Below are 25180 nucleotides of genomic sequence, written 5' to 3' on the forward strand. Positions count from 1 at the left end.
AAAGGAACCCCCATGTCCAGTTTGATTAACAGTGCCATGAGTGGCCTCAGTGCTGCGCAGTCGGCACTCAATACCGTCAGTAATAATATTTCAAGCTATAACGTGGCAGGTTATACCCGCCAGACGACAGTGCTGGGCGCGTCGAACAGCACGCTGACCGGCGGTGGCTGGGTAGGTAACGGGGTTTATGTCTCCGGTGTCCAGCGTGAGTATGATGCATTCATTACCAACCAGCTGCGCGCCGCGCAGACCCAGAGCAGCGGCCTGACTACGCGCTATCAGCAAATGTCAAAAATCGACGATGTGCTCTCGGATACCACCAACTCGCTCTCTACCACGCTGCAGGACTTCTTCAAAAGTCTGCAGACGCTGGTGAGCAACGCAGAAGATCCGGCTGCGCGCCAGACGGTGCTGGGCAAAGCGGATGGCCTGGTCAATCAGTTTAAAACCAACGATCAGTATCTTCGCGATCAGGATTCTCAGGTGAATACCGCGATTTCTGCCAGCGTCGATCAAATTAATAACTACGCCAAACAGATTGCGAACCTGAACGATCAGATTTCCCGTCTGACCGGCGTGGGTGCTGGCTCATCACCAAATGACCTGCTCGATCAACGCGATCAGCTGGTGAGCGAACTGAATAAAATTGTCGGTGTTGAAGTTTCTGTGCAGGATGGCGGCACGTATAACGTCTCATTTGGCACCGGTTACAGCCTGGTACAGGGGAGCAAAGCGAACCAGCTGGCTGCGGTGAAATCCAGCGCAGACCCAACCCGTACAACGCTGGCCTATACCGATGATGTTACAGGCAATATCGAAATTCCTGAGAAGCTGATTACCACCGGCACCCTTGGCGGTTTACTCACCTTCCGTTCTGAAGATCTGGATAAAGCGCGTAATAGCCTTAACCAGATGGCGCTGGCCTTTGCTGACGCGATGAACAAGCAGCATGAAGCGGGTTTTGATGCTAACGGCGATGCTGGCGGCAAGCTCTTTGACTTTGGCTCGCCTGCGGTTGTGTCCAACAGCAAGAATTCAGGTACCGCCGCGCTGACAGCCTCCGTGGCTGACAGTACTAAAGTCCAGGCAACCGATTATAAGCTGCAGTTCAACGGAACCGACTGGACCATTACGCGTACGTCGGATAAGACCAGTTTCACGATGAGTCCGGATGCGAGCGGCAATCTGTCTTTCGACGGCCTGAATGTCAACGTGAGCGGTACCGCGAATAACAAAGACAGTTTTGTTGTTAAGCCCGTTTCTGATGTCATCGTAAACATGGAACTCAAGTTTAATGATGAGTCCAAACTGGCGATGGCATCGACAAGCGCCGGTGGCGAAAGTGACAACCGCAACGGTCAAAAATTGCTGGATCTGCAAAATAGCAAGCTTGTCGGCGGGAATAAGTCTTTCAATGATGCTTATGCTTCCCTCGTCAGTACCGTTGGTAGCTCAACAGCGGCACTGAAAACCAGCAGCGAAACGAAAGCGAATGTGGCGACGCAGTTAACCAAACAGCAGCAGTCGATCTCAGGGGTAAACCTTGACGAAGAGTACGGCAATTTGCAGCGCTATCAGCAGTATTACCTCGCTAATGCGCAGGTTCTACAAACTGCCAGCTCGCTCTTTGATGCAATCATTAATATTCGCTAAGGCTGAGGTGAAACATGCGTATTAGCACCCAGATGATGTACGACCAAAACATGCGCGGGATCACCGATTCCCAGAGCAAGTGGTTGAGTTATGGTGAACAAATGTCCACCGGCAAGCGTGTCAATCGCCCGTCGGACGATCCCATCGCGGCGTCGCAGGCTATTGTTCTGTCACAATCACAGTCACAAAATAGCCAGTTTGCGTTGGCGCGTACGTTTGCTACGCAAAAAGTCTCGCTCGAGGATAATGTACTGGCTCAGGTTAACACCGCCTTATCGAGCGTGCGTGAGAAATTAGTTTACGCTGCAAATGGGACATTAAGTGATGATGACCGCCTTTCCCTGGCAACTGATATCCAGGGCGTGCGCGATCAGCTCATGAACCTGGCCAATACAGCCGATGGTAATGGTCGTTTTATCTTTGCAGGATATAAAACAGAAAGTGCACCGTTTGATTCTGCTACCGGGGATTACAAAGGTGGCCTTGAGCCGATCACTCAGCAAGTCGATACGGCACGAAACATGGCAATTAGCCATACTGGGCAGCAAATTTTCGAGAGCATTACGAGTAATGCACAGGAAGTGCCGGGTGGGGGATATGGCGAAACAAATATGTTCAAAATCCTTGATGCCACCGTTGCCTCGCTGAAAACGCCGATTGAGAACGATCCGACAGCTGCAGCTGCGCAAGCTCAGGTGATTGCAAATGCTCAAATTGGTATCAAAAATTCCCAGAACAATATCCTTACTGTTGTTGCTGATGTGGGTACCAAGATGAACGAGCTTGAAAAGCTGGATACACTTGGTGACGATCGTGCACTGGGCCAGACTAAGCAGATGAGCGACCTGGTTGATGTGGACTGGAACGCAGCGATCTCCTCTTACACCATGCAGCAGGCCGCGCTGCAGGCATCTTATAAAGCGTTTAGCGATATGCAGGGCATGTCCCTGTTCCAGCTGAACAGATAACATCTTGACCTCTTGGAACATGTCTTGAAACTGGGCATGTTTTACTGCCCAATCCGTGTGGATTGGGCATTTTTTTTACGCGATTTCTGCCGGTGCGGAGGCGACGCGTGCACTTTCAATCAGACGTATTGCCAGCGCAATGACACCGCATACCGTTGCCAGGGCAACCACGCCCGTCCAGCCAGCCAGCGTGTAGATTTTACTCCCCGCAGCCGAACCCAACGCCATGCCGATAAAGACCACCGTAAACAGCAGGGCATTAAGACGCCCCCTGGCCTGAGGCTCAAGGCTATAGACCAGATTCTGGTGCGCCACCAGACTGGACTGCAGGCCCAGATCAAACCCGATGGCTGAGACAGCAATCAGAATCAGTTGTCCATGAAGACCCAGCGCGGGCATCAGGAACATCAGGGCAAACGAGACGGTAACCAGTGCCGCGCCAAGCTGCGTGACTTTTCCGGCGCCCAGCTTGTCCGCCAGACCTCCCGCCAGCGGGGCGGCTAAGGCCCCCGCGGCCCCGGCAATACCATAACCACCCGCGACGGCGCTCCCCAGGTGATAGCGCTCCAGCAGCATAACCGCCAGCGTTGACCAGAAGGCGCTAAAGGCAATCGACAGAAAACCCTGTGCCAGTGCTGCACGACGCAGAGCCGGATAACGACGCCACAGATGTTCCATTGAGCGCATCAGGGCGGGATAACTCAGCGTGGAGTGAATGGCAAAACGCGGGAGTACCCGCCACATCACCGCCCCAATGAATGCGATACTTACAGCGGCCAGCTGATACATGACGCGCCAGCCAAAAGCTTCACCCACCACACCGCTGACGGTTCGCGACAGCAAGATGCCCATCAGCAACCCTGTCATCACGGTTCCCACGGTTTTTCCCTGCTTCCCTTCGGGGGCGAGGATAGCCGCTGCGGGAACGATATCCTGTGCCATGGTCGCGGCCATGCCAATCAGCAGGCTTGCCATCAGCAGTGAGTGCTGCTGCCCGGTCAGGCTGCAGCCCAGCAGAAACAGTGCCAGGGCGGCGCTTTTTATCAGGATTAACGTCCTGCGGTCGTGACGATCGCCAAGTGGCAACAGAAAAAGAATACCGAGCGCGTAGCCTGCCTGGGTCAGCGTCGGGACCAGCCCCATCCCTTCAATACTAAGATGAAGGTCGGCGCCTATCAGCGGCAGCAGCGGTTGCGCGTAGTAAATGGATGCGACGCTAAAGCCAGCCCCCAGAGCCAGCATAAAAATCACCCAGCGACTGGCGGCATGGGGAGCAGTTGTTGTGTTCATAAGACGTTCCTCACTCATAATGTGCTGCTATTTTTTATCACTACGCCTTGCGACGGTAGAGGGCCTGGTGGTAAAACGCTTATACGTTTGGCGTATAGCAGGGAAAATGATGAAGCGAGTTGAGCGTATAGACAGGCTTGAACTCATGCGCACATTTGTTCGTATTGTGGAAAGCGGATCGCTATCCGGGGCGGCAAGACTGCTTGCGACGAGCCAGGCCACGGTGAGCCGCCGTCTTCAGTCTCTGGAAACGCTGCTGGGGGTACGGCTTTTATTGCGAACCACCCATGCAACAAAACTTACCGATGACGGCGAGCGCTGCTATCAACATGCCCGGCGGGTCATTGATAGCTGGCTGGCACTGGAAGATGAAATCGGTCAGACAGAGGACGAGCCGGTCGGGGTGTTACGGGTACGTGCACCGCACGCCTTTGGGCAGGATCAGCTTCTGAGGCCGTTAACGGAGTTTTTGCAGCGTTATCCTCAGCTGTCGGTGGAGTGGATGCTCAACGATAAGTCGGTGGATTTTCTGAGCGACAATCTGGATTGTGCTATTCGAGTTGGCGCAGAGGTGGATCCGGCAACCGTCTCCGTGCTGCTGGCGGAAGTGCCACGCTGTGTGGTGGCTTCGCCTGCGCTGCTGGACCAGTTTGCGCCGGTTCACACACCGGAGGATCTGCAGGCGCTGCCCTGGATTGCCATCAGCACGTTCTATCAGCGACATGTGGAGTTGTGGGATGATCTTTCGCAGGTAAAACGCATCTCCATTGCGCCACGGCTAAGCACGGATAGCCTGCATGTTGCGCGCAATACCGCCCTGACAGGATTAGGGGTGGCGATGGTTTCAAGCTGGACGGTCAAGCAGGATATCCAGGAAGGGCGCTTAGTGCATTTGCTTCCACAGTGGCAGCCCGCCGCGCTCCCGGTTCATCTGGTTTATCCGTGGTCGCGTTATTATCCGGCGCGTTTACGCCGTTTTCTGGAGATGATGAAGAGGGTGATGCCGGACATTGCGGGTATGAGAAAGCCGGCACGCGAGCAATAAAAAAGCCGACCCGAAGGTCGGCTTTTTACGCTATGTGTCGTTACTCAACAGACTGCGGACGGGTAGCCGGTGCCGTCGCCTGATGCGTTGCACTGTGGCCACCGGCAGAGCCTTTACCGTCAAAGTTGAACGCAGGGCGGACCCAGTCACTGTGACGCGGCGCTTCCGGCACATATTCCGGCGCTGGTGCGCGAGTCATCGGGGCTGTCGCAACGTGAGCAGGGGCCGGCGCTGTGATTACCGGCTCGGCTTTCACTTCTGGCTCTTCTGCTTTCGCGGCTTCACGCACCGGTTCGACGTCAATTTCAACGTCCTGAACCACGTCTTCAGTCACGGTTTCAACAACCACGTCCGGGGTCTCTTCTACCGCTGCTGCTGGCTGAACCTCAGCAACAACGTCTTCAGCGACCACGGTGTCTTCTTCAGCAATAAGCTGCGGTGCGGCGTCAACCGGCGCGGCAATCACTTCTGGGTGCGTGGTTTCAACGTCTACTGCATGAGGCGCTTCTGACTCAACGGCCTGTGGCTCAACCACGATAGCGGCTTCATTTACCGCTTCTTCAGTTGCGGCTACCGGGGCAATCACCTCTTCGGTGACAGCCTGTTCTTCCACAACCTGCTCCTGACGAGCAACCGGGTAGCGGATCCAGACTTTACCGGATGCCATTTCAGGAGACGCGCACGCCACGGTTAATGGCATTGGCGACTGTGTCGGGTAACGCTCATCGCGATAACGACGACGACGTTGACCGCTGACGCGCAGGTGACGCGGAGAACGGCGTGAACGACGTGGCATACCCGCGTTATCACGGCCTTCACCGTTATCGTCTTGCTCAGCGTTGTTTTCGACGACGGCAGGCAGATCCACTTTCTCCAGTTGAGTGCCTGGTGCAGTGTCACTTGCTTCTGCAGGGACGATGACGGTCTCTTCCACCGGCAGGGCACCTACACGCACTTTCTGTGACAGCTGACGCTGCTTACGACGCGGCATAACCTGAGTACGTTCTTCCTGCTCGCTTTCCTGTTGTTCAACAGGCTCTTCGCGGTTCAGGTTTTTGACTTCCTGCTGCGCCTGGCGCTTCTCGTCGTTACGACGACGGCTACGCTCACGGCGTGGCTGCTGCTCGTCGCGCTGTTTGCTCTTCTCAGACTCATCGCCCGCCTGCTGGCGAATTTCACGATCTTCAACATTCTGCGGTTGCTTCTCGCGACGGTTGCGACGGTTGTCTTCGCGTTGCTCACGACCCTCATTATTGTCCGAACGGTTGTCACGGCGTTCGTTACGGTCATTACGATCGTTACGGTCACGGCGGTTGTTCTGACGTTTACGACGGTCCTGTTGACGTTCAGGTTTCGCTTCTTTCGGTGCTTCTTTCGGTTGCTCAGGCTGCTGGACTTCTTCGCCTGCAAACATCTTTTTCAGCGCACCGAAGAGGCGGCTCAGCAGACCCGGTTGTTCTGGCTGGGCTTTGACCGCAACGGCTTCTGGTTTTGGCGCAACCGGTTTGGTCACGGGTTTTTCCAGTGCCGTTTCTGGCGGAGCTTCAGGCATGATGAAGGTCGCTAAGGCTGGCTGCTCTGGCAGTTTGCGCTCGGCAGGTTCTTCATCGGAAGGCAGCGCCATCTCTTCTTCATGCAGCTTAGGCAGCAGATAGCTGAGCGTGCTGGTCTCTTCACCCTTACGGACACGCAGCACGTGGTAGTGCGGGGTTTCCATCTGATCGTTAGGCACGATGATGCAGCGAACATCGCCCTGGCGTGATTCAATTGCGCTGACGGCCGCACGTTTTTCGTTCAGCAGGTAGGACGCAATTGGCACGGGAACAATGGCATGAACCTCTTTGGTGTTCTCTTTCAGCGCTTCTTCTTCAATCAGACGCAGAATAGAGAGGGACAGAGATTCGTTATCACGAACGGTACCGGTACCGGAGCAGCGCGGACAGACGTGATGGCTGGATTCACCGAGTGAAGGGCTCAGACGCTGACGGGACATCTCCAGCAAGCCGAAGCGTGAGATATGGCTAATCTGGATACGAGCACGATCCTGACGTACCGCTTCGCGCAGACGGTTTTCAACCGCACGCTGGTGGCGAACAGGGGTCATGTCGATAAAGTCGATAACAATCAGACCACCCAGGTCGCGCAGGCGGAGCTGGCGGGCGATTTCATCAGCGGCTTCAAGGTTGGTGTTGAAGGCGGTCTCTTCGATATCACCGCCGCGCGTAGCACGTGCGGAGTTGATGTCGATGGCGGTCAGCGCTTCGGTCGTATCAATAACGATAGAACCACCGGATGGCAGACGCACTTCACGCTGGAAAGCGGATTCAATCTGCGATTCGATCTGATAGTGGCTGAACAGCGGGATTTCACCGGTGTACAGTTTAATTTTGCTGGTGAAATCCGGACGACCCAGCGCAGCGATGTGCTGGCGCGCCAGCTCAAGCACTTTCGGGTTATCGATCAGAATCTCACCGATGTCCTGACGCAGGTAGTCACGGAAGGCACGCACAATCACGTTGCTTTCCTGGTGAATCAGGAACGGCGCTGCGCGGCTTTCTGCCGCTTTCTGGATTGCTTCCCAGTGCTTCAGACGGAAGCTTAAGTCCCACTGCAGCGCTTCGGCAGATTTGCCGACGCCTGCGGTACGCACGATAAGCCCCATGCCGTCAGGCAGCTCAAGACTTGCCAGCGCTTCTTTCAGCTCGGTACGGTCATCACCTTCGATGCGGCGAGAGATACCACCGGCACGCGGGTTGTTTGGCATCAGAACCAGATAACTTCCCGCAAGACTGATAAAGGTGGTCAGTGCGGCACCTTTGTTGCCACGCTCTTCTTTATCAATCTGAACAATGACTTCCTGACCTTCACGCAGCACATCTTTGATGTTTGGGCGGCCATGGGAGTTATAGTTTGCAGGGAAATATTCGCGGGCGATTTCTTTCAGAGGGAGGAAACCGTGACGCTCAGCACCGTAATCGACAAATGCAGCTTCAAGGCTTGGTTCAATGCGGGTGATTTTACCTTTGTAAATGTTCGCTTTTTTCTGTTCGTGTCCAGGACTTTCGATATCCAGATCGTACAGGCGCTGCCCATCCACAAGGGCGACACGCAACTCTTCTTGCTGAGTTGCGTTGATTAACATTCTTTTCATCGTAACTTACTCGTTATTCTTACATTGACGACAAAGCTGCGGGCAAGGTGACGCTTTCCGGGGTATGAACCGATGGCCTCGTGTCTATTCACGTCGCCAACCTCACGGTTGTCGCTCGCTTAAGAGGCGCAGAGTGTCGGTTGCCTGTATTTCATACGGAAACACAGCGCAATTATCAGGGGAATTGCCTGGGTAGAACTCTCCAGAGAACAATCCTTATACCGGGAAGTACTGCAACCCGCAGCCCGCTAACTGCCTGAAAGATCAATACGTCTTACGCCATTGCTGCGTGGATGATCGGTCAGACAAAATTGGTCATTCCGTCGAGATCCTTACTTAACCAGGATTTAACACGGAAAACGAGTTCATTATTCCACTGCTCGCCGGGTTATAGCAAGATGACTTTTACCAATTATCACCCGGTTACTCACAGTTTCTTCACTTCAAGGTGGTGATTGGTTTAATAACCACCAAATCGATTGCGTGAAACAGGGGACAGGCCGGATAAAAGTAAATATAAGCATAGAAAAATGAGTGGCGCTAATGGCTGACGATATTTAGAATCGCCAACCATGAAAACAGAGACTCCAGCCGTAAAAATGGTTGCCATCGCGGAAGACGACGCGGGGCAACGTATCGATAACTTTTTGCGCACCCAACTCAAAGGCGTGCCAAAGAGCATGATTTACCGCATCCTGCGCAAGGGTGAAGTGCGGGTTAACAAAAAACGCGTGAAGCCTGAGTACAAACTCGAAGCCGGTGATGAAGTGCGTATCCCGCCGGTCCGTGTTGCGGAACGCGAAGAAGAGGTCGTTTCACCCAGGTTGCAGAAAGTGGCCGCCCTGAGTGACGTTATCCTTTATGAGGATGATCATATCCTGGTGCTGAATAAACCGTCAGGTACCGCTGTCCATGGCGGGAGTGGTCTCAGCTTTGGCGTGATTGAAGGCCTGCGTGCGCTGCGCCCTGAAGCCCGTTTCCTTGAACTGGTTCACCGTCTCGATCGCGATACCTCCGGCGTGTTGCTGGTCGCAAAAAAACGTTCTGCCCTGCGTTCCCTGCATGAGCAGCTGCGTGAAAAAGGGATGCAGAAGGATTATCTGGCGCTGGTTCGTGGCCACTGGCAGTCCCACGTTAAGGCGGTGCAGGCACCTTTGCTGAAGAATATTTTGCAAAGCGGTGAGCGCATTGTACGTGTGAATCAGGAAGGGAAGCCGTCTGAGACGCGTTTCAAAGTGGAAGAGCGCTATGCGTTCGCCACGCTGGTGCGCTGCAGCCCGGTAACCGGCCGTACCCACCAGATCCGCGTACATACGCAGTATGCCGGTCATCCGATCGCATTTGATGACCGCTATGGTGACAGGGAGTTTGATAAGCAGCTGGCGGGCACCGGGTTGTCACGCCTGTTCCTGCATGCGGCGGCACTGACGTTCACTCACCCGAATACCGGCGAAACAATTCGCATTGAAGCCCCCCTTGATGAGCAGTTAAAACGCTGCCTGAAGGTGCTGCGCGGCTGATTTGGCCGGCACTTACCGGCCTGAGGTCTCTCAGGCCGGTAAGTGATGCATCACCCGTAATACTCACATCTTCAGCGGATTACACTCCTCGCGTCTGAGCATCTGGCACAATGCTATCAGCGGCAACCCGACCAGCGTGTTCGGGTCACGTCCGTCCAGCTTGTCGAACAGGGCAATCCCCAGACCTTCACTTTTGAAGCTTCCGGCGCAATTGAGCGGTCGCTCCCGACGCACATAGTCGGCGATTTCCTGCTCGCTAAGATGGCGAAAATGGACGTCGAAAGGTTCGCATTCGGTTTGCAGGTGACCCGAGGCGGAGTTGTAGAGCGCCAGACCCGTATAAAAGGTGACGATATTGCCTCGCGCTTGCATAAGCTGCTGGCAGGCATTCGCTTCAGTGTGCGGCTTTCCGGTGATAACACCGTCCAGCACACAAACCTGATCGGAGCCTATAATCAAATGCGAAGGGTAGCGTGCGGCAAGTGATTGCGCTTTCTCCTTCGCAAGACGGGTGACCAGGTGACGCGGTGATTCGCCCGGCTGTGGCGTCTCGTCAACCTCCGGCGCCGCGCATTCAAACGGGATCCCGAGCTTTTCCAGCAACATTCGGCGGTAGGGTGAGGTGGAGGCAAGAACGAGATTTGGCATATTTTTATCACCAGATATAGCGTATCGATGCCAGCCATTTTAAACTACAGGCCGCAATGTGTGCGAATAATTGGCAAAAGGCAGCTGTGGTTGCCTTTTTCTTTGACTATATGACGTTACAAAGTTAATATGCGCGCCCTATGCAAAAGGTAAAATTACCCCTGACTCTTGATCCGGTTCGCACGGCTCAAAAACGCCTCGATTACGAAGGTATTTATACTTCCGATCAGGCTGAGCGTGTCGCCGAATCCGTAGTCAGTGTGGACAGTGATGTAGAATGCTCCATGTCGTTCGCTATCGATAACCAGCGTCTCGCCGTTTTAACCGGTGATGCAAAGGTGACGGTAACCCTCGAATGTCAGCGTTGCGGGAAACCGTTTGTACAGCATGTTCACACAACGTATTGTTTCAGTCCGGTCCGTTCTGACGAACAGGCTGAAGCACTCCCGGAAGCGTATGAACCGATTGAAGTTAATGAATTCGGTGAAATCGATCTTCTGGCTCTGGTTGAAGATGAAATCATCCTCTCCTTGCCAGTCGTTCCGGTGCATGAATCTGAACACTGTGAAGTGTCCGAGGCGGACATGGTCTTTGGGGAACTGCCTGATGAAGCGCAAAAACCAAACCCATTTGCCGTATTAGCCAGCTTAAAGCGTAAGTAATTGAGGAGTAAGGTCCATGGCCGTACAACAGAATAAACCAACCCGTTCCAAACGTGGCATGCGTCGTTCCCATGACGCGCTGACTGCAGTTACCAGCCTGTCTGTAGACAAGACTTCTGGTGAGAAACACCTGCGTCACCACATCACCGCTGACGGTTTCTACCGCGGCCGCAAGGTTATCACTAAGTAATCACGCGTCAGCGTGATTAGGCTTAGTGAGGATTTCCCCGTGCAAACGGGGAATTTACCGAACCAGGCTGTGACGATACCTTGACACGTCTAACCCTGGCGTTAGATGTCATGGGAGGGGATTTTGGCCCTTCCGTGACAGTGCCTGCAGCTTTGCAGGCACTGAATTCTAATTCGCAACTCACACTTCTTTTAGTCGGCAATCCCGACACAATCACGCCATTACTTGCAAAAGCTGACTTCGAACAACGTTCGCGTCTGCAGATTATTCCTGCGCAGTCAGTTATTGCCAGTGATGCACGTCCATCGCAGGCGATTCGCAATAGCCGGGGCAGTTCTATGCGAATGGCGCTGGAGCTGGTGAAGGAAGGACGCGCGGAGGCTTGCGTCAGTGCGGGAAATACCGGCGCGCTGATGGGGCTGTCGAAATTGTTGCTCAAACCTATTGAAGGTATTGAGCGTCCGGCGCTGGTGACGGTATTACCGCACCAGCAGAAGGGCAAGACCGTGGTGCTCGATTTGGGTGCTAACGTCGATTGTGATAGTACAATGCTGGCTCAGTTTGCCGTGATGGGGTCGGTGCTGGCAGAAGAAGTGGTCGGGATAAACAATCCCCGTGTTGCGTTATTGAACATCGGTGAAGAAGAGACCAAAGGCCTGGACAGTATTCGCGAAGCTGCCGAATTGCTCAAACAGGTTCCCTCCATCAACTATATTGGTTATCTCGAAGCCAATGAGTTGCTGACGGGGAAAACGGATGTTCTGGTGTGTGATGGCTTCACCGGGAACGTAACGTTGAAGACCATGGAAGGGGTCGTGCGAATGTTTCTCTCACTGCTTAAATCGCAGGGAGAAGGCAAAAAAAGCGCCTGGTGGTTGATTTTATTAAAGCGTTGGTTACAAAAAAGCCTGACGCGGCGATTCAGTCACCTCAACCCCGACCAGTATAATGGCGCCTGTCTGTTAGGATTGCGCGGCATCGTGATTAAGAGTCATGGTGCCGCCAATCAGCGAGCATTTACTGTCGCCATTGAACAGGCAGTGCAGGCGGTGCAGCGACAAGTCCCTCAGCGGATTGCCGCTCGCCTGGAATCTGTATTAGCTAAAAGTGACTGAGCGTACATGTATACGAAGATTTTAGGTACCGGCAGCTACCTGCCAAAACACGTGCGTACCAACGCCGATCTTGAAAAAATGGTAGATACGTCTGACGAGTGGATTGTCACGCGCACAGGTATCCGTGAACGTCGTATTGCCGCGCCAGACGAAACCGTTTCGACCATGGGTTACGAAGCCGCGCAGCGTGCTATCGAAATGGCGGGCATTGATAAAGATCAGATTGGCTTGATCGTGGTTGCCACGACCTCTGCCACGCATGCCTTCCCAAGCGCAGCGTGCCAGGTGCAAAACATGCTCGGCATTAAAGGCTGCCCGGCATTTGACGTTGCCGCAGCGTGCGCAGGGTTCACCTATGCGCTGAGCGTTGCCGATCAGTATGTTAAATCCGGTGCCGTGAAATATGCGCTGGTCATCGGTGCTGACGTGCTGGCACGTACCTGCGATCCAACCGATCGTGGGACGATCATTATTTTTGGTGATGGTGCGGGCGCGGTACTGCTCGGTCAGTCCGAAGAGCCGGGCATCATCTCTACGCATCTGCATGCCGATGGCAGCTACGGCGAATTACTGACCCTGCCTAACGCCGATCGCGTTAATCCGGATAACGCTATTTACCTGACGATGGCGGGTAATGAGGTGTTCAAGGTGGCGGTGACTGAGCTTGCGCACATTGTCGATGAAACGCTGGAAGCGAATAACCTTGACCGCTCCGCACTCGACTGGCTGGTGCCGCATCAGGCGAACCTGCGCATCATCAGCGCGACCGCTAAAAAGCTGGGCATGTCGATGGATAACGTTGTGGTGACGCTGGATCGTCACGGCAATACCTCTGCGGCGTCAGTACCGTGCGCATTTGATGAAGCGGTACGTGACGGACGAATCAAACGGGGCCAGTTGGTCTTGCTTGAAGCCTTTGGTGGCGGGTTCACCTGGGGTTCCGCGCTGGTTCGTTTCTAGTATAAGGATTAAATAATGACGCAATTTGCTTTTGTATTCCCGGGCCAGGGTTCTCAGGCCGTTGGGATGTTGTCTGAAATGGCAGCAAAGTATCCGGTTATCGAAGAGACTTTCCGTGAAGCTTCCGCTGCGCTGGGTTATGATTTGTGGGCGCTGACCCAACAGGGACCGGCCGAAGAGCTGAACAAAACCTGGCAGACTCAGCCAGCGCTGTTGACGGCGTCCGTTGCGCTGTGGCGTGTCTGGCAGCAGCAGGGCGGTAAAGCGCCAGCGCTGCTCGCGGGCCATAGCCTGGGTGAATACTCTGCGCTGGTGTGTGCCGGTGTTATCGCGTTTGCTGACGCGGTGCGTCTGGTTGAACTGCGCGGTAAGTTCATGCAGGAAGCAGTACCTGAAGGCACCGGTGGCATGTCTGCTATCATCGGCCTCGATGACGCTGCGATTGCAAAAGCGTGTGAAGAATCCGCTGAAGGTCAGGTGGTGTCTCCCGTTAACTTCAACTCGCCAGGCCAGGTGGTTATCGCCGGTCATAAAGACGCGGTTGAACGTGCTGGTGCAGCCTGTAAAGCTGCAGGGGCGAAGCGCGCTCTGCCGCTGCCCGTCAGCGTACCGTCCCACTGCGCACTGATGAAACCTGCTGCCGATAAACTGGCCGTTGAGCTTGAAAAAATTACTTTTAACACACCGACAATTTCCGTTGTGAACAACGTCGATGTGAAATGCGAAACCTCGCCGGACGCTATCCGTGATGCGCTGGTTCGCCAGCTCTACAGCCCGGTACAGTGGACCAAAACCGTTGAGTTTATGGCCTCTCAGGGCGTTGAGCATCTGTATGAAGTCGGCCCAGGTAAAGTCCTCACCGGTCTGACAAAACGTATTGTTGACACCCTGACTGCTTCGGCAATTAACGAGCCGGACGCGATGTCAGCGGCACTCTCGCAATAAAAGAGGAATACCATGAGTTTTGAAGGAAAAATTGCCCTGGTCACTGGCGCAAGCCGCGGTATCGGGCGTGCAATTGCTGAAACACTGGTTGCGCGCGGCGCGAAAGTGATTGGTACAGCAACCAGCGAGAATGGCGCTAAGGCCATCAGCGAGTATCTGGGTGCGAACGGTAAAGGTCTGGTTCTGAATGTGACCGAACCTGCATCTATCGAATCTGTTCTGGAAAATATTCGCGCAGAATTTGGCGAAGTGGATATTCTGGTAAATAATGCCGGGATCACTCGTGATAACCTGTTAATGCGAATGAAAGACGACGAGTGGAACGATATCATCGAAACCAACCTGTCATCTGTATTCCGTCTGTCAAAAGCGGTAATGCGCGCTATGATGAAAAAGCGTCATGGTCGTATTATCACTGTCGGTTCTGTGGTTGGTACCATGGGAAATGCTGGTCAGGCTAACTACGCTGCGGCGAAAGCAGGTCTGATCGGTTTCAGTAAGTCGCTGGCACGTGAAGTTGCGTCCCGCGGTATTACTGTAAACGTTGTTGCTCCGGGCTTTATTGAAACGGACATGACGCGTGCGCTAACTGATGAGCAGCGTGCGGGTACGCTGGCAGCTGTTCCAGCGGGCCGCTTAGGCGACCCTAAAGAAATTGCCAGCGCGGTTGCATTTTTAGCCTCTGACGAAGCGGGTTACATCACTGGTGAGACCCTCCACGTCAACGGCGGGATGTACATGGTTTAATCACGATGAAAAATATTTGCGTTATTAGGGCGAATGGCCTCAAAATAACGTAAAATCGTGGTAAGAACTGCCGGGATTTAGTTGCAAATTTTTCAACATTTTATACACTACGAAAACCATCGCGAAAGCGAGTTTTGATAGGAAATTTAAGAGTATGAGCACTATCGAAGAACGCGTTAAGAAAATTATCGGCGAACAGCTGGGCGTTAAGCAGGAAGAAGTTGTGAACTCCGCTTCCTTCGTTGAAGACCTGGGCGCAGATTCTCTTGACACCGTTGAGCTGGTAATGGCTCTGGAAGAAGAGTTTGATACTGAGATTCCGGACGAAGAAGCTGAGAAGATCACCACCGTTCAGGCTGCCATTGATTACATCAACGGTCACCAGGCGTAAGTGAACATCTCCAGGCGGTCATTCGACCGCCTGAGTTTTATCTTTTTTGTCCCACGAATCCCTTTTTTATCCCTCCCTGGAGGACAAACGTGTCTAAGCGTCGTGTAGTTGTGACCGGACTTGGCATGTTGTCTCCTGTCGGCAATACCGTAGAGTCCACCTGGAAAGCTCTCCTTGCCGGTCAGAGCGGCATCAGCCTAATCGACCATTTCGATACTAGCGCCTATGCAACGAAATTTGCTGGCTTAGTAAAGGATTTTAACTGTGAAGAGATCATCTCGCGCAAAGAACAGCGCAAGATGGATGCCTTCATTCAATATGGAATTGTCGCTGGCGTTCAGGCCATGCAGGATTCTGGCCTTGAAATTACGGAAGAGAACGCAACCCGTATCGGTGCCGCTATCGGTTCCGGGATTGGCGGTCTGGGTCTGATCGAGGAAAACCATACATCTCTGATGAATGGCGGCCCGCGTAAAATCAGCCCGTTCTTCGTTCCGTCCACGATTGTTAATATGGTGGCAGGTCATCTGACCATCATGTTCGGCCTGCGTGGGCCAAGCATTTCTATCGCTACCGCATGTACCTCTGGCGTGCATAACATCGGCCAGGCCGCGCGCATGATTGCGTACGGCGATGCAGATGCTATGGTTGCGGGCGGTGCGGAAAAAGCCAGTACTCCGCTAGGAGTGGGGGGCTTTGGTGCAGCGCGTGCGCTGTCTACCCGCAACGATAACCCGCAGGCGGCAAGCCGTCCGTGGGACAAAGACCGTGATGGTTTCGTGCTGGGTGACGGTGCGGGTATGATCGTACTTGAAGAGTACGAACATGCTAAAAAACGTGGCGCGAAGATTTATGCTGAAGTTGTCGGCTTCGGGATGAGCAGCGATGCATACCACATGACGTCACCACCAGAAAATGGTGCGGGCGCCGCGCAGGCAATGGCCAACGCGATTCGCGACGCGGGTCTTACCCCGGAGCACATCGGTTACGTTAACGCGCACGGTACTTCTACGCCTGCAGGCGATAAAGCAGAAGCTCAGGCTGTTAAGTCTATCTTCGGCGAATACGCCAGCCGCGTGCTGGTGAGCTCCACGAAATCCATGACCGGTCACCTGTTGGGGGCGGCGGGTGCAGTAGAGTCTATCTACTCTATCCTTGCGCTGCGCGATCAGGCTGTTCCGCCAACCATCAACCTGGATAATCCGGATGAAGGTTGTGACCTGGACTTCGTTCCTCACGAAGCGCGTCAGGTAAGTGGTATGGAGTACACCCTGTGTAACTCCTTCGGCTTTGGTGGTACTAACGGTTCACTGATCTTCAAAAAGATCTGAGCCTGACTGCATCATGGCGATAAAAAAAGGTCCGCTTGTCGGGCCTTTTTTATTAAGCCTAATCTTCTTGTCGGCTGCATGGCATCCTGCCAGACTAAATGCCCACGCATAAGGAGCCACCATGTTTTTAATCAATGGCCTTGAGCAAAACACGCTGCCTGCTGGTGACAGGGCAACTCAGTTTGGTGATGGCTGCTTTACGACAGCGCGCATTCTCGACGGCAATGTCTGCCTGCTCGAGGCGCACCTTCGTCGTCTTCAGCAGGGTTGTGAAGCCTTGATGATCCCCTTCACGCACTGGGACACATTGCGTCAGGAGATGTGCCATCTGGCGGCCGGGAAGCAAAGCGGTGTTCTGAAGGTGATTATCAGCCGCGGCAGCGGTGGCCGGGGATACAGCGGTTCAGCTTGCCAGCACCCAACGCGGATCCTTTCGGTGTCTGCCTGTCCTGCTCATTATCCGCGCTGGCGTGAAGAGGGCGTTACGCTGACGCTCAGCCCGGTACGTCTGGGGCGAAACCCCATGCTTGCCGGTATAAAACACCTCAATCGCCTTGAACAGGTACTGATTCGCACTCATCTTGAACAGACGGACGCTGATGAGGCGCTGGTTCTTGACAGCGAAGGGTTTATTACGGAATGCTGTGCGGCTAATTTACTCTGGCGGCAGGGGAACGATGTTTATACGCCGTCGCTCGAGCAGGCCGGCGTCAACGGGATTATGCGTCAGTTTTGTTTGCAGCAGCTGGCACACTCTGGCTTTCGCGTTGTCGAAGTGAGCGCGAGAGAAGAGGCGCTGCACCAGGCTGATGAAATTATCATCTGTAATGCGCTGATGCCGGTTGTACCCGTCCGCGCGTATGGTCAATACAGCTTGTCCTCGCGCGAGCTGTTTCAGTTTTTAGCCCCGATATGTGAGCAAACCCGATAGTCATGAAGAAAATGTTGCGCTTTGTCCTCCTCCTTATCGTTGCGCTGGGTCTTGCCGGCGGAGCGGGAGTGTGGAAAGTTCGTCAGCTGGCGAACAGTAAGATCCTGATTAAAGACGAGACGATTTTTACCCTGAAAGCGGGGACGGGCCGCCTGGCGCTTGGCGAACAGCTTTATGGCGACAAGATCATTAACCGTCCGCGCGTGTTTCAGTGGCTGTTACGTATCGAGCCTGAACTGTCTCATTTCAAAGCCGGTACCTATCGCTTTACGCCGGGGATGACCGTCAAAGAGATGCTTCAGCTGCTGGAAAGCGGTAAAGAAGCGCAGTTCCCGCTGCGTTTTGTTGAGGGGATGCGCCTGAGCGATTATCTCGAGCAGCTGCGCGATGCTCCGTACATTAAGCATACCCTGAAAGATGACCGCTATCAGACGGTGGCCGAGGTACTGAAATTTGAACACCCTGAGTGGGTGGAAGGCTGGTTCTGGCCAGACACATGGATGTACACCGCAGGCACGACCGATGTAGCTATCCTTAAGCGGGCGCATAAAAAGATGGTTGCAGCCGTCGATTCCGCCTGGGAAGGTCGCATGGACGGTCTGCCATACAAAGATCAAAACCAGTTTGTCACGATGGCCTCAATTATTGAGAAAGAGACGGCCGTCGCCGCCGAACGCGATCAGGTGGCATCGGTCTTCATTAACCGCCTGCGTATCGGCATGCGTCTGCAAACGGACCCCACCGTCATCTACGGAATGGGCGAGAGTTATACCGGTAAGATTTCAAGAAAAGATCTGGAGACGCCAACGGCGTATAATACCTACGTGATTAGCGGTCTGCCGCCGGGCCCGATTGCCACGCCGAGCGAGGCTTCCCTGCGTGCGGCTGCGCATCCTGCTAAAACACCGTATCTCTATTTTGTGGCTGATGGAAAAGGGGGGCATACCTTTAACACCAACCTTGCCAGCCACAATCGCTCCGTTCAGGACTATCTGAAGGCACTTAAGGAAAAAAATGCGCAGTAAATATATTGTCATTGAGGGACTCGAAGGGGCGGGTAAAACCACGGCCCGCAACGTGGTGGTGGATACGCTCAAATCGCTTGGCGTTGCGGACATGGTATTTACCCGCGAGCCCGGCGGTACGCAACTGGCCGAAAAGCTGCGAAGCCTGGTGCTGGATATCAAATCCGTAGGTGACGAGGTCATCACAGATAAAGCCGAAGTATTGATGTTCTACGCGGCGCGCGTGCAGCTGGTGGAGACGGTCATTAAACCGGCCCTGGCTAATGGCAAGTGGGTAATTGGCGATCGTCATGACCTGTCGACCCAGGCTTATCAGGGCGGTGGACGTGGTATTGACCAGACGATGCTGGCCACGCTGCGCGATGCGGTGCTGGGTGATTTTCGCCCTGACCTGACGCTCTATCTGGATGTGACGCCGGAAGTGGGTCTCAAGCGCGCCCGTGCTCGCGGTGAGCTGGACCGCATTGAGCAGGAGTCGCTTGATTTCTTTAACCGTACCCGCGCGCGCTATCTGGAACTGGCGGATCAGGATGGCAGTATTCGCACCATTGATGCGACGCAATCCCTGGAAGAGGTCACCCGCGCAATTCAGAAGACGGTTACGCAGTGGCTACAGGAGCAACAGGCATGAAATGGTACCCATGGTTGCGCCCGCATTTTGAAAACCTGATCGAAAGCTATCAGGCTGGTCGGGGGCATCATGCGTTACTGATTCAGGCACTGCCGGGAATGGGGGATGATGCATTGATTTACGCCATCACCCGCTTCCTGATGTGTCAGCAGCCGCAAGGCCATAAAAGCTGTGGTAAATGCCGTGGCTGCCAGTTAATGCAGGCGGGCACGCACCCTGACTATTACACGCTCGAGCCTGAGAAGGGCAAAAGCGCGCTCGGTATTGATGCCGTGCGTGAAGTCAGTGAAAAATTGTACGAACATGCGCGGCTCAGCGGCGCAAAAGTCGTCTGGCTCAAAGACGCAGCACAGCTTACCGAGGCGGCGGCGAATGCGCTGCTTAAAACGCTGGAAGAACCGCCGGAGAAAACGTGGTTCCTTCTCTCCTGTCGTGACCCGGGGCGTTTGCTGGCAACGCTGCGCAGCCGTTGTCGTCTTCATCACCTCGCGGTGCCTCAGGAATCATGGGCGCTGAGCTGGCTTGAACGAGAAGTGACAACGTCACAGGAAGGGGCGCTCTCTGCGCTGCGCCTGAGCAGTGGTGCGCCCGCGGCGGCGCTGGCATTACTGCAGCCAGAGGTCTGGTCACAGCGAGACGCGCTCTGCCGGGCCGTTGAGTCTTCCATCACCAGCCGCGACTGGCTAAGTTTATTGCCTGTGCTTAACGGCGAGCAGGCCGCGGAACGTCTGCACTGGCTGGCTTCCTTACTTCTGGATGCGCTCAAACTCCAGCAAGGAGCAACGCTACTGACCAACCCGGACGTCTGGCCGCTGGTTAACACGCTGGCAAACAGCCTGTCAGGAGCATCATTACACGCTATCCTTCACGATATCTGTCAGAGTCGTGAACAGCTTTTAACAGTGACCGGTCTTAATCGCGAGCTTTTACTGACCGACCAGTTGCTGCGTATCGAACATTACCTGCAACCAGGCGTGACAGCGCCTGTTTCCCATCTCTGAGAGAGACATTATGTTTTTAGTCGACTCACACTGCCATCTTGATGGCCTGGATTATCAATCCCTGCATAAAAACGTGGACGACGTGCTGGCCAAAGCCGCTGCCCGTGATGTGAAGTTTTGCCTTGCCGTGGCGACAACGTTACCGGGGTATCGCGGCATGCGTGAGCTGGTGGGCGAGCGGGAGAACGTTGTTTTCTCCTGTGGTGTGCATCCGCTCAATCAGGATGAAGAATACGACGTTGAGGAACTGCGCCGGCTGGCCGCAGAAGAGGGCGTCGTGGCGATGGGGGAAACCGGGCTGGATTACTACTACACGCCGGAAACGAAACCGCGCCAGCAAGCGTCCTTCCGCCATCATATTCGCATTGGTCGCGAGCTCAACAAGCCGGTGATTGTCCATACCCGTGATGCGCGCGCCGATACGCTGGCGATCCTGAAGGAAGAAAAGGTGACGGATTGCGGTGGCGTACTACACTGTTTCACAGAAGACAGAGAAACAGCGGGTAAACTGCTTGATTTAGGGTTTTATATCTCGTTTTCGGGGATCGTGACGTTCCGTAACGCTGAGCAACTCCGCGAGGCTGCACGCTATGTTCCGCTCGATCGCATCCTCGTGGAAACAGACTCTCCGTATCTGGCACCGGTGCCGCATCGCGGTAAAGAAAATCAGCCAGCCATGACGAGAGACGTAGCCGAGTACATGGCCGTGCTTAAAGGCGTCAGCATTGAAGAGCTGGCCCGCGTCACGACGGACAACTTCTCTACGCTGTTCCATATCGACCCCGCCCGCCTGCAATCTGTTTGATACGCCTGTTTTTTTTAGGCTCGTAATTAATACATAAAACGAGTAAAGTTCACCGCCTCATTTGGGGCGGTGAAGGTGTATTTAGACACATCCAGAAATGCTTTTTGTAAATAACTGAAAGTTTTTCGACCGTCTTAAGCTGAAACGTGATAGCCGTCAAACAAACTCAGAGGGAATTATTTTACTCTGTGTAATAAATAAAGGGCGCTTAGATGTCCTGTCCACGGCACGGTACTCCCCCCGGGCCAATGCGTGAAAGCGTAAAAAAAGCACAAATACTCAGGAGCACTCTCAATTATGTTTAAGAATGCATTTGCTAACCTGCAAAAGGTCGGTAAATCGCTGATGCTGCCAGTATCCGTACTGCCTATCGCAGGTATCCTGCTGGGTGTCGGTTCTGCTAACTTCAGCTGGCTGCCAGCCGTAGTTTCCCACGTGATGGCCGAAGCAGGCGGTTCCGTCTTTGCTAACATGCCTCTGATCTTCGCTATCGGTGTGGCGCTGGGCTTCACCAATAACGACGGCGTTTCTGCGCTGGCTGCAGTTGTTGCCTACGGCATCATGGTGAAAACCATGGCAGTGGTTGCGCCACTGGTTCTGCATTTACCGGCAGAAGAGATCGCTGCGAAACACCTGGCAGACACCGGTGTTCTGGGCGGTATCATCTCCGGTGCGATTGCAGCGTACATGTTCAACCGCTTCTATCGCATCAAGCTGCCTGAGTATCTGGGCTTCTTCGCGGGCAAGCGTTTTGTTCCGATTATTTCTGGTCTGGCAGCGATTTTCACTGGCGTGATCCTGTCCTTCATCTGGCCACCAATCGGTTCCGCTATCCAGACCTTCTCTCAGTGGGCTGCTTATCAGAACCCGGTTGTAGCGTTTGGTATCTACGGCTTCATCGAGCGTTGCCTGGTACCATTTGGTCTGCACCACATCTGGAACGTTCCATTCCAGATGCAGATTGGTGAATTCACCAACGCAGCAGGTCAGGTATTCCACGGTGATATCCCACGTTACATGGCGGGTGACCCAACTGCAGGTAAACTGTCTGGTGGCTTCCTGTTCAAAATGTACGGTCTGCCGGCAGCGGCAATTGCTATCTGGCACTCTGCTAAACCAGAGAACCGTGCAAAAGTGGGCGGTATCATGATCTCCGCAGCGTTGACCTCGTTCCTGACCGGTATCACCGAGCCGATCGAGTTCTCCTTCATGTTCGTTGCGCCGATCCTGTACATCATTCATGCGGTTCTGGCGGGTCTGGCGTTCCCAATCTGTATCCTGCTGGGTATGCGTGACGGTACGTCCTTCTCTCACGGCCTGATCGACTTCATCGTTCTGTCCGGTAACAGCAGCAAACTGTGGCTGTTCCCAATCGTTGGTGCGTGCTATGCCGTTGTTTACTACACCATCTTCCGCGTGCTGATCAAAGCACTGGACCTGAAAACACCAGGTCGTGAAGATGCGTCAGAAGACAGCAAAGCCACCGCGACAAGCGAAATGGCTCCGGCTCTGGTTGCCGCATTCGGCGGGAAAGAAAACATCACTAACCTGGACGCGTGCATCACTCGTCTGCGTGTTAGCGTTGCCGACGTCGCGAAAGTAGACCAGCCGGGTCTGAAAAAACTGGGTGCAGCAGGGGTTGTTGTTGCTGGTTCGGGCGTTCAGGCAATCTTCGGGACTAAATCCGATAACCTGAAAACCGAAATGGATGAGTACATCCGCAACAGCTAAGCTGTGACCTGGGGAGACTAAGGCAGCCGAATGGCTGCCTTTTTTATGGGTAGAAACTTAAAAAGAGTAATTCGCGCTGACGGAGACGTTCAGCGGCGCGCCATAGACAACGTATGACCCGACGTAGTCGTAGTATTTTTTATCAAACAGGTTGTTAACGTTGGCCTGCAAGGCCAGATCCCTGGTGACCTGATAACGGCTGAAGAGATTCACCAGCGCATAGCTGCCCTGTTCTGCACGGGACTGGCCTGCCGGGCCACCCTCCACATCCGTCCACACTTTATTCTGCCAGTTCACCCCGCCGCCCACCGCCAGTTCCGGCAGCATAGGCAATTGATAACGGGTAAACAGCTTCATGGTCGTACGTGGCTGATCGGAACTGATGGCATTCCCGCGCTTATCTTCTGCAATAAACCGTGTCGCCCCGAAGGTTAACTGCCAGTTGTCGGTCAGTGCACCGTTTAGCTCAAATTCAATCCCTTTGCTGACCACGCCATCCAGTGATTCATAAATAGATTCACCGCTCGGCATATAGGTGTAGGTATTGCTCGCCACGTTATCCTGTTCAATACGGAAAACGGCCAGTGAGGTGGTCAGGCGGGTGTTGAACCAGTCCGCTTTCACCCCCGCTTCGTAGCTCTTACCGGTCGTAGGGTCGAGGTAACGACCGCTCGCGTCACGCTTGTCCTGTGGCTGGAAAATAGAGGTGTAGCTGACATAGGTCGACCAGTCTTCATTGATGTCATAAACCAGTCCTGCATAAGGCGTTACGTCATCTTTGGAACTTTCCAGACGGGTATCCGGGGAGCCTGCCGGGTTATAGCGAATGTTATAGTTGGTGTAACGCGCGCCAAGGATCAGGTGCAGCGGGTCGGCCAGCGAGAATCGGGCCGAGGTATACGCCGAAGACTGGCGAATGTCGTCCTGGCTATAGAGCTTCCACGGTGTCCACTGCGGGTCGGCGATAGTGCCATTCCAGTTTTTAAAATTACCCACATCCACCATACCGTATAACGCATCCGGCATGCTGTTATCGTAATGGTTACGCTGGCGGCTGAAGCTCCCGCCAAACATCATCTCATGCTGACGACCAAAAAGGCTGAAATCGCCACGCAGGAAGGCGTCGATGGCATCCTGCTTACGTTCACCGCGGTTCCAGCCGCCGTAGCCGACCATGCCTGCCCCGGTCTCTTTATCCGGATAGCCTGACATATACATCAGTTTGCTGTCGAAATGGGTTTCCGCATGCATGCCGTTGATGTGCGCTTCCCAGCCGTTGTCAAAACGTTGGGTCAGGTTGGCAAAGATACGGGTGTTGTCTTTATCCGAGTAAGCCCAGTCAGGCGCAACGGTCTGGCTGCGGTCGTAATGCGTTTTGCTTCCGTCGCTATACCAGGTTGGCAGCCCGCCCCAGGTGGGATCGGCGGTGTGACTTTCCTGGTATTCATAGCCTACGGAGAGGGTCGTGCTGTCGGTGACGTCGGCATCCACCACGCCATAGAGGAATTTTTTACGGTAGTGGTAGTTATCCACAGCGCTGTCGTTGTCCTGGTAACCGGTGATCAGACGACCGCGCACCTTGCCGGATTCTACCAGCGGGGCCTGTAAATCCAGCACATAGCGCTGCTTGTCCCAGCTGCCGTAGCTGGCGGAGACGTTCCCTTTGAATACGTTACTGTCTGCGTGCTTGCGCACCATATTGACGTAGGCGGATGGGTTACCGGTGCCGGACATCAGCCCGGTAGCGCCGCGAACCACCTCTATACGGTCATAAATGGCGGTGTCGGCGGCGGTGTCGCCAAAGTTCCATACTTCGCTGATGGAGGTCGGCAGGTCATCGAACGCATAATTACTGACGAAGAATCCGCGCGAGTAAAATACGGTGCGGTCGCTGTCCTGCACCTGGGCCGTTACGCCGGTGGTGTTGGTTAACACCTGGCCGACTGACTGCAGGTTCTGATCTGCCATGCGCTGCTGGCTAATCACGCTGACGGACTGGGGGATATCGCGGGGAACAAGTAACAGTTTGGTCCCGGTGGTGGTGGTTTTTACGCTGTAGTCCTGATCCTGTCCGCTGGAGGGATCCTGTACGTTATCAAAGCCACCCTCCACAACTACCGTATCTTCGGTCGTGGAGGCGGCAAAACTGACGGTTGGCATCAATGCCATAGCAATACAGGCTGTCAGCAACGAAGGTGTTGCGACAGGCTGGCGTTGCCCATCCCTGGTATGAGTAATGAAAGACATCATCAAACCCTTAATGAATGGTGAAGGTGGTCTGCATCAGTCCCGCATGTACGGGCTGATGTCGTTTTCTATGTTGAAAATGCGCATGAAAATGCAAATGCGAAATATACGCATTGAGATTAACGGTGTAAACAGATGTGTCAAAAGGAACTGAAATAATGTTTCAGGCGATCGCGACGCGTCAGCGCTCACT

General features: G+C 54.2%; 22 protein-coding genes. 18 read left to right on the forward strand and 4 right to left on the reverse strand.

The window, feature by feature from the left end:
- The first annotated feature begins 12 nt into the window (after window positions 1–12).
- Both flgK and flgL read left to right on the forward strand, forming a co-directional pair.
- Window positions 13–1653, forward strand: a complete 1641-nt coding sequence (gene flgK / locus HV242_RS08410; RefSeq protein WP_050736631.1) for a flagellar hook-associated protein FlgK — start codon at window positions 13–15, stop codon at window positions 1651–1653.
- 14 nt (window positions 1654–1667) lie between these two features.
- Window positions 1668–2621, forward strand: a complete 954-nt coding sequence (flgL, locus tag HV242_RS08415; protein ID WP_050736632.1) for a flagellar hook-associated protein FlgL — start codon at window positions 1668–1670, stop codon at window positions 2619–2621.
- A 75-nt stretch (window positions 2622–2696) separates the two neighbouring features.
- Here the strand turns inward: flgL and HV242_RS08420 are convergent, their stop codons facing one another.
- Window positions 2697–3911: an MFS transporter gene (locus tag HV242_RS08420; protein WP_025204459.1), complete on the reverse strand. Its 1215-nt coding sequence runs from the start codon at window positions 3909–3911 to the stop codon at window positions 2697–2699.
- 19 nt (window positions 3912–3930) lie between these two features.
- On the opposite strand from HV242_RS08420, the gene HV242_RS08425 reads away from it, so the two are divergent.
- Window positions 3931–4956 (forward strand): LysR family transcriptional regulator, encoded by a 1026-nt coding sequence (locus HV242_RS08425; RefSeq protein WP_080471941.1) that lies wholly within the window; start codon window positions 3931–3933, stop codon window positions 4954–4956.
- A gap of 40 nt (window positions 4957–4996) precedes the next feature.
- Here the strand turns inward: HV242_RS08425 and rne are convergent, their stop codons facing one another.
- Window positions 4997–8107, reverse strand: a complete 3111-nt coding sequence (rne, locus tag HV242_RS08430) for a ribonuclease E (RefSeq protein WP_063858496.1) — start codon at window positions 8105–8107, stop codon at window positions 4997–4999.
- Window positions 8108–8679: 572 nt separating this feature from the next.
- On the opposite strand from rne, the gene rluC reads away from it, so the two are divergent.
- Window positions 8680–9627 (forward strand): 23S rRNA pseudouridine(955/2504/2580) synthase RluC, encoded by a 948-nt coding sequence (gene rluC, locus HV242_RS08435; protein ID WP_014169568.1) that lies wholly within the window; start codon window positions 8680–8682, stop codon window positions 9625–9627.
- A gap of 63 nt (window positions 9628–9690) precedes the next feature.
- Here rluC and HV242_RS08440 read toward each other — a convergent pair whose 3' ends face one another.
- Window positions 9691–10275, reverse strand: coding sequence for a Maf family protein (locus tag HV242_RS08440; RefSeq protein WP_032677877.1), 585 nt, complete (start codon window positions 10273–10275; stop codon window positions 9691–9693).
- 140 nt (window positions 10276–10415) lie between these two features.
- On the opposite strand from HV242_RS08440, the gene yceD reads away from it, so the two are divergent.
- From yceD to ptsG, 14 genes are all read left to right on the forward strand, one after another.
- Window positions 10416–10937: a 23S rRNA accumulation protein YceD gene (yceD, locus tag HV242_RS08445; protein ID WP_014169570.1), complete on the forward strand. Its 522-nt coding sequence runs from the start codon at window positions 10416–10418 to the stop codon at window positions 10935–10937.
- A 16-nt stretch (window positions 10938–10953) separates the two neighbouring features.
- Entirely contained in the window at window positions 10954–11127 is a 174-nt protein-coding gene (gene rpmF / locus HV242_RS08450) for a 50S ribosomal protein L32 (RefSeq protein WP_003857964.1), read from the forward strand.
- A gap of 80 nt (window positions 11128–11207) precedes the next feature.
- Window positions 11208–12242 (forward strand): phosphate acyltransferase PlsX, encoded by a 1035-nt coding sequence (plsX, locus tag HV242_RS08455; protein WP_014169571.1) that lies wholly within the window; start codon window positions 11208–11210, stop codon window positions 12240–12242.
- A 6-nt stretch (window positions 12243–12248) separates the two neighbouring features.
- Window positions 12249–13202, forward strand: a complete 954-nt coding sequence (locus HV242_RS08460) for a beta-ketoacyl-ACP synthase III (RefSeq protein ID WP_014169572.1) — start codon at window positions 12249–12251, stop codon at window positions 13200–13202.
- 15 nt (window positions 13203–13217) lie between these two features.
- Window positions 13218–14147 carry an ACP S-malonyltransferase gene (gene fabD, locus HV242_RS08465; protein WP_014169574.1) on the forward strand — a complete coding sequence of 310 codons (930 nt, stop codon included), beginning with the start codon at window positions 13218–13220 and terminating at the stop codon, window positions 14145–14147.
- Window positions 14148–14159: 12 nt separating this feature from the next.
- Window positions 14160–14894, forward strand: a complete 735-nt coding sequence (gene fabG / locus HV242_RS08470; protein WP_014169575.1) for a 3-oxoacyl-ACP reductase FabG — start codon at window positions 14160–14162, stop codon at window positions 14892–14894.
- Between the two features lie 154 nt (window positions 14895–15048).
- Window positions 15049–15285 carry an acyl carrier protein gene (gene acpP / locus HV242_RS08475; RefSeq protein ID WP_003857954.1) on the forward strand — a complete coding sequence of 79 codons (237 nt, stop codon included), beginning with the start codon at window positions 15049–15051 and terminating at the stop codon, window positions 15283–15285.
- A gap of 89 nt (window positions 15286–15374) precedes the next feature.
- Window positions 15375–16616, forward strand: a complete 1242-nt coding sequence (gene fabF / locus HV242_RS08480) for a beta-ketoacyl-ACP synthase II (RefSeq protein ID WP_014169576.1) — start codon at window positions 15375–15377, stop codon at window positions 16614–16616.
- Window positions 16617–16737: 121 nt separating this feature from the next.
- Window positions 16738–17547, forward strand: a complete 810-nt coding sequence (gene pabC, locus HV242_RS08485) for an aminodeoxychorismate lyase (protein WP_050736636.1) — start codon at window positions 16738–16740, stop codon at window positions 17545–17547.
- 2 nt (window positions 17548–17549) lie between these two features.
- The gene (gene yceG / locus HV242_RS08490; protein ID WP_020884666.1) at window positions 17550–18572 is read left to right on the forward strand and encodes a cell division protein YceG; all 1023 of its coding nucleotides are present in this window, start codon (window positions 17550–17552) and stop codon (window positions 18570–18572) included.
- Window positions 18562–19203 carry a dTMP kinase gene (gene tmk / locus HV242_RS08495; protein WP_014169579.1) on the forward strand — a complete coding sequence of 214 codons (642 nt, stop codon included), beginning with the start codon at window positions 18562–18564 and terminating at the stop codon, window positions 19201–19203. The genes yceG and tmk overlap by 11 nt, the downstream gene beginning before the upstream one ends.
- On the forward strand, window positions 19200–20204 hold the full coding sequence (gene holB / locus HV242_RS08500; protein ID WP_050736637.1) for a DNA polymerase III subunit delta': 1005 nt from the start codon (window positions 19200–19202) through the stop codon (window positions 20202–20204). The genes tmk and holB overlap by 4 nt, the downstream gene beginning before the upstream one ends.
- Window positions 20205–20214: 10 nt before the next feature.
- Window positions 20215–21009, forward strand: a complete 795-nt coding sequence (locus HV242_RS08505) for a metal-dependent hydrolase (RefSeq protein WP_032677884.1) — start codon at window positions 20215–20217, stop codon at window positions 21007–21009.
- A 297-nt stretch (window positions 21010–21306) separates the two neighbouring features.
- Window positions 21307–22740 carry a PTS glucose transporter subunit IIBC gene (gene ptsG, locus HV242_RS08510; protein WP_014169582.1) on the forward strand — a complete coding sequence of 478 codons (1434 nt, stop codon included), beginning with the start codon at window positions 21307–21309 and terminating at the stop codon, window positions 22738–22740.
- A 57-nt stretch (window positions 22741–22797) separates the two neighbouring features.
- Here ptsG and fhuE read toward each other — a convergent pair whose 3' ends face one another.
- Window positions 22798–24987, reverse strand: coding sequence for a ferric-rhodotorulic acid/ferric-coprogen receptor FhuE (fhuE, locus tag HV242_RS08515; RefSeq protein ID WP_050736638.1), 2190 nt, complete (start codon window positions 24985–24987; stop codon window positions 22798–22800).
- Between the last annotated feature and the right edge of the window lie 193 nt (window positions 24988–25180).

It is taken from the genome of Enterobacter sp. RHBSTW-00593 (assembly GCF_013784105.1).
In the GTDB taxonomy this organism is placed as follows: domain Bacteria; phylum Pseudomonadota; class Gammaproteobacteria; order Enterobacterales; family Enterobacteriaceae; genus Enterobacter; species Enterobacter ludwigii.